The sequence below is a fragment of the Actinomyces succiniciruminis genome, assembly GCF_900002405.1.
In the GTDB taxonomy this organism is placed as follows: domain Bacteria; phylum Actinomycetota; class Actinomycetes; order Actinomycetales; family Actinomycetaceae; genus Actinomyces; species Actinomyces succiniciruminis.
In genome coordinates, this window is the sequence record NZ_LK995531.1 from 1 (window position 1) to 4601 (window position 4601).

1 protein-coding gene is annotated in these 4601 nt (G+C 73.6%); it reads right to left on the reverse strand.

Annotated elements, in window-relative coordinates; genetic code table 11:
- A partial coding sequence (locus tag BN1056_RS11390) for a fatty acid synthase subunit beta domain-containing protein (protein WP_244671682.1) occupies window positions 1–4601 on the reverse strand: 4601 nt, incomplete at both ends.

Sequence of the window (4601 nt, forward strand, 5' to 3'; positions counted from 1 at the left end):
GGAGGCCGGCGCGGCGTCCTCGGCCGCGTCGGGCAGCTCGAAGCTCTCCTCCTCCAGGCCCGCGGCCGGGTCGGTGTCGGTGGCCAGTACGCGCGCCTCGTCGCGGCGGGCGTTGTGCACCACCACGTGGCGGCCGGCGTGCTGCGGCAGCGCCAGCGTGCGGGAGGCGAGGTTGGCCAGCGTCGGGGAGGCGGCCAGGCCGACCTCGACGACATGCTCCACGCCCAGGCCGCCCTGTTCCGGGGCGCTCAGCAGCACGTCCTGCGTCTCGATCCAGCGGACCGGGGAGGCGAACTGCCAGGCCAGCAGCTCCACCAGCAGCTGGCGGCCGAGCTCGACCGGCCGGGCGGCCCACTGCTCCCAGTCGTCCAGAATCTGGCGGACCGGCTCGGAGGGGACCACGTCCAGGATGGCACGGGCGAAGTCGCGGGACAGCGCGAAGGGACGGGCCACCAGGTTGGGCACGTAGCGGCCCACCAGACGGTCCACATCCAGGTCCGTGGGGATCAGCGTCAGCAGCCGCTCCCGGAACTCGGGCACGCCCGGGCGCAGCACCTCGGAGTGGAAGGGCACGTCGATGCCGGGCACGTACATGAACGGGTTCTTACCGCCCCGGGCGGCCGCCTTGGCGCGGGCGTCGGCGGCCAGCGCCTCCAGGCCCTTGATGGTGCCGGCGACGGCGTACTGCACGCCCGCCAGGTTGTAGTTGACGATCTGCAGGAACTCCCCGGAGGCCTCGGACACCGAGCGCACGTAGTCCTCCACGGCGTCGGCGCCAATACCCGCCTGGTTGGGGCGCAGGGCCCCCATCCGGTAGTTGGAGGCACCGGACTCATCACGCGGCACCAGGGAGTGCATGGTGGAGCCGCGCTGGAAGACGATGGAGATGGTGGTCTCCACCGACATGACGCGACCGTAGGCGCTCAGCGCGGTGTACTCGCCCAGGGAGTGGCCGGCGAAGGCGGCGGACTCCACCAGGGCGCCGGCCTCCGCCATGCGGGCGGTGGTGGCCATGGCGACGGTGGCCAGCGCCACCTGCGTGAACTGGGTGAGGTTGAGCAGCCCATCGGGGTGCCGGTAGGTCACGCCCCGGGCGGTCATCTCGGTGGGGTTGTCCCGCACCAGGGAGATCACGGAGAAGCCCAGCTCCGCGCGGGTGTGGGCGTCGGCGCGCTCCCACACCTCGCGGGCCGCCTTGGAGATGCGCATCTCGTCCAGGCCCATGCCGCGGGCCTGAATGCCCTGGCCGGGGTAGACGTAGGCGGTCGGCTCCGGCTCGGTGACGGCGGTGCCCCGGGAGACGACCTCGTCGCCAATGCGGCAGGTGACCTCCAGGACCAGGCCGCCGCCGACCACCAGGCCGGTGCGCTCCACACTGATCTGTACCCGGTCGCCGAGCTCCACGGGGCCGAGCATGGTGTAGGTCCAGCCGGCCAGTACGTGGTGGGTGCCGTCGGTGGCGGTGGCGGCGGCCGCCTGCTGGGCGGTGGCCGACAGCCACATGCCGTGCACCAGCGGGGCGTCCATGCCGGCGACCTTCGCGGCGTGGTAGCTGGTGTGGATGGGGTTGAAGTCGCCGGTGACGCGGGCGAAGGCCGTCATGTCGGTCGGGGCCGTCACGGTGATGCGGCGCAGCAGGCGGCGGGCCGCCGGAGCGGTCTCGCGGCCGGTGCCGCCGGCCTGCTCGGGCGCGGAGGGCACGGCGGTGCCGGAGGCGCGGCCGCGGATGGCGAAGCGCTCACGCATGAGCGCAACCACGCTGCCGTCGGCGGCGTCCGTCAGTTGCAGGCGCACATCCACCACGCGGCCCGCGCTGGACTCCTCCAGCCCGGCCACCCAGCCGTCGGCCTGAATGACCCGGTCGGGGCCGGCCTCGCGGGCCAGTTCCGCCAGCGGGCGGCGCAGGTCGATGGTGTGGTCCAGGTGCACCGCGCCCAGTAGCCCCTCGATCAGCGGCATGCCGTCCTCGACGACGCTGCCCAGGGCGGCGTAGACCACCGGCCAGCAGGGGCCGAGCAGGGCGTCCGGTACCAGCGGCGCGGCCGCCAGCGAGGTGGGCAGGGCGTCGGCGGTGACGGCGGCGTGGTCCGCGCCCAGGCCCGCACCCAGGGTGAAGCGGGCGTGCACGGTGCCGAAGGGCTGGTGGGCCGGGCGGCCCAGGGCGTCCTTGGCGTCCGGGACGGCGGGCACCACCTCGGGCAGGTGGTCAACCTCGTCACCGGTGATGGACACGGCGCCGACGCCGGCGGTGTCGCGCAGCAGCGCGTTCATGGTGTCGCTGATACGGCCCGGGTCGACGAAGGGAGCGGCCCCGTCCCAGGCGCGGGCCAGTCGCAGCGGCACCACCAGGCGCCGCACCGCGTGGATGCCCTCCCCGCCGGGGGTGTGGTCCCAGTGGGTGTCCAGGGCGATGTCCAGGTCGTAGGCGTCCTCGGCGACGTCGGGACGGGCCACCACCTGGTAGGCGTCGTCGTCCAGCACGCGGGCCGGGTTGACGGTCAGGTGACCGTTCCACAGCACGTGCGGGGTGACCCGCACCAACTCGGTGGCGTCGGCCACCGGGCGGGCCCCGGCGCCGCAGCCGACACCGAGGCGGCCGGCCGCCGGGGTGGGCTGCTCACCGGCGGACTGCAGCGCCTCAATCACGGCAGTCTCGAAGCGGCCCAGCAGGTGACCGATCGGCTCGTTGATGGTGGTGATGCCGGCCACGGACACCGGGCCGGGGATGATGCGCACCTGGTCGGCGGTGTAGCGGGGGTCCTGCGACTGCCACAGGGAGTCGGTGCCCCACCAGCGCAGGATGTCGGCGTCGAGCACGGGCACGAAGGGCACCGGCTTGGGGTGCTTGCGGCACAGGTCCACGAACCAGGCCGCATCCGCGGGCTCCACCTGGGTGGTGGCGGCCTCCGGGTAGCGCTCGGCCAGCGTGGCCAGGGCGGCGTCGGCGTCCAGGACATCGTCCTCACCGGCGAACAGGGTGGGGATCTCACCGTGGTCGGCGCGGTTCAGGCGCGCCTCCACCCGGTGCAGCAGATCCAGGAACCGGTCGTACCAGCCCTCGTCGGCCCAGTCGTCACGGCCCGCGGCGCGCCCGTCATGCGGCGCCACGCACAGCTCGGCGTAGCGGGCGGCCCACTCCAGGTAGCTCATCGACTCGACGTCGCCGAAGTAGGGCTTGGCGGTCTTGGCCAGGGCGGCGATCACCTCGTCGCGGCGCGCCGTCATGGCGGCCTCGTTACCGGCGATCTCCTGGATGAGCCGGGAGGCGCGGGCCGAGGAGTTGTCGATCTCGTACAGGTCGGCGCGCAGGTGGGACAGGCCCGAGGTCATGCCCCCGGCGGAGGCCCCGGAGGCGACCCAGCCGCCCTCGTGGGCGGGGTCGATTCCGGGAGTGTCCACCAGCAGCTGCTTGACGTCCTCGTTGGTCTTGGCCTCCAGGGCGGTCATGGCCGCGGTGCCGACGCTGACGCCGTCCACCGGGGCGGCCGCGGTGCCGTAGGCCAGTGCCCACCGACCGGTGATGTAGTCGGCGGCCCGCTCCGGGGCGCCGATGCCACCGCCCACGCACAGCACGATGTTGTCCACCGCGCGGATGGCGTCGTAGGTGGCCAGGAGCATCGTGTCCAGGTCCTCCCACGAGTGGTGGCCGCCGGCGTGACCGTCCTCGATCTGCATGATGAGCGGCACGTCCGGGACCGCCTTGGCGATGGCGATGACCTGGCGGATCTGATCCACCGTTCCCGGCTTGAAGGCCACGTAGGGGAAGCCCTCCGCGCGCAGGCGGTGGATCAGGGTGATGGCCTCGTCCAGTTCGGGGATGCCGGCGGAGATGATAACGCCGTCCACGGGAGTGCCCGCGGCCCGCGCCTTGGACAGCAGTCGCTGCGTGCCCAGTTGCAGGTTCCACAGGTAGCGGTCCATGAACATGGCGTTGAAGGCGGCGGTGCGGCCCGGCTCCAGCGCCTGCTCCAGGCCGGCCAGGTTGTCGGCCAGCACCTTCGCGGTGGTCTGGCCGCCACCGGCCAGTTCCGCCCAGTAGCCGGCGTTCGCGGCGGCCGCCACGATCTCCGGGTCCACGGTGGTGGGGGTCATGCCCGCCAGCAGGATCGCGGAACGGCCGGTCAGGCGGGTGAAGGCGGTGTCCACGGTGATGCGGCCGTCGGGCAGCCGGGTCAGGCGCGGCGCGAAGCGCGCCCGGTCCACGGTGGCGGCCGGGGCGGTGCCGGGCCGGTCCAGGTCGTCGATGTGGCGGGCGGTGCCGGCGGGCACCACGGTGGTGCCGGTACCAGCCACCACCGGTTCGGTCAGGCGGGACAGGACCGTGCCCGGGCCGACGTCGAGGATCAGCTTGCGCTCCCCCGCGCCCAGGGCGGCCGTGACGATGGCCGGCCAGTCCACCGGGTCGATCAGTACGGCCACGGCCAGGTCGTGAGCCAGGTCGGTGTCCAATCCGGCGCGGCCCGCCCAGGCCACCACGTCGTCGACGGCGGCGGCCAGCAGCGGCGTGTGGAAGGGCACGGAGGTGGTCAGGAACTCGGTGATCGGGTTCAGCACCGCGCCGCCGCGGCGCCGCTCCTTGCGGTCGCGCTCGCTGCGGCGGG